At 64.3% G+C, this 1,170-nt stretch carries 1 protein-coding gene; it reads left to right on the top strand.

Translation table 11 applies throughout. From position 1 onward, the window contains the following. A partial coding sequence (gene tuf / locus IQ458_RS19455) for an elongation factor Tu (protein ID WP_235997023.1) occupies positions 1-1,170 on the top strand: 1,170 nt, incomplete at its 5' end.

Below are 1,170 nucleotides of genomic sequence, written 5' to 3'. Positions count from 1 at the left end.
CGCACCAAGCCGCACGTGAACGTGGGCACGATTGGTCACGTTGACCACGGCAAGACGACGCTGACGGCGGCGCTGACGAAGGTGGGTGCCGAGCGCTTTGGCGGCGAGTTCAAGGCGTACGACGCGATTGACGCGGCGCCGGAAGAGAAGGCTCGCGGCATCACGATTTCGACGGCGCACGTGGAATACGAAAGCCCGACGCGCCACTACGCGCACGTGGATTGCCCGGGTCACGCGGACTACGTGAAGAACATGATTACCGGTGCGGCGCAGATGGACGGCGCGATTCTGGTGTGCTCGGCCGCGGACGGCCCGATGCCGCAGACGCGCGAGCACATCCTGCTGTCGCGCCAGGTGGGCGTGCCGTACATCGTGGTGTTCCTGAACAAGGCGGACATGGTGGACGACGCCGAGCTGCTGGAACTGGTGGAAATGGAAGTTCGCGAGCTGCTGACCAAGTACGAGTTCCCGGGCGACGACACCCCCATCATCCACGGTTCGGCGCGCCTGGCGCTGGAAGGCGACCAGTCGGAGATTGGCGTGCCGGCCATCCTGAAGCTGGTGGAAGCGCTGGACACGTTCATTCCGGAGCCGCAGCGTGACGTGGACAAGCCGTTCCTGATGCCGGTGGAAGACGTGTTCTCGATTTCAGGCCGTGGCACGGTGGTGACCGGTCGTATCGAGCGCGGCATCATCAAGGTGGGCGACGAAATCGAAATCGTCGGTATCCGTCCGACCCAGAAGACCACGGTCACGGGCGTGGAAATGTTCCGCAAGCTGCTGGACCAGGGCCAGGCGGGTGACAACGCGGGCCTGCTGCTGCGCGGCACCAAGCGTGACGACGTGGAGCGTGGCCAGGTGCTGGCCAAGCCGGGTTCCATCACCCCGCACACCGAGTTCGAGGCCGAGGTGTACGTGCTGTCGAAGGACGAGGGTGGCCGTCACACGCCGTTCTTCAAGGGTTATCGCCCGCAGTTCTACTTCCGGACCACGGACATCACCGGTGCGGTGACGCTGCCGGAAGGCACCGAGATGGTGATGCCGGGCGACAACATCAAGATGACCGTGCAGCTCATCAACCCGGTGGCGATGGACGAAGGTCTGCGTTTCGCCATTCGCGAAGGCGGTCGTACCGTCGGTGCCGGCGTCGTGGCCAAGATCATCAAGTAA

Origin of the sequence: Pseudoxanthomonas beigongshangi (assembly GCF_016820515.1) — a bacterium.
GTDB lineage: Bacteria > Pseudomonadota > Gammaproteobacteria > Xanthomonadales > Xanthomonadaceae > Pseudoxanthomonas_A > Pseudoxanthomonas_A beigongshangi.
The sequence above is the reverse complement of the archived record's forward strand: the minus strand, read 5'-3'. Positions and strand labels throughout refer to the sequence as shown.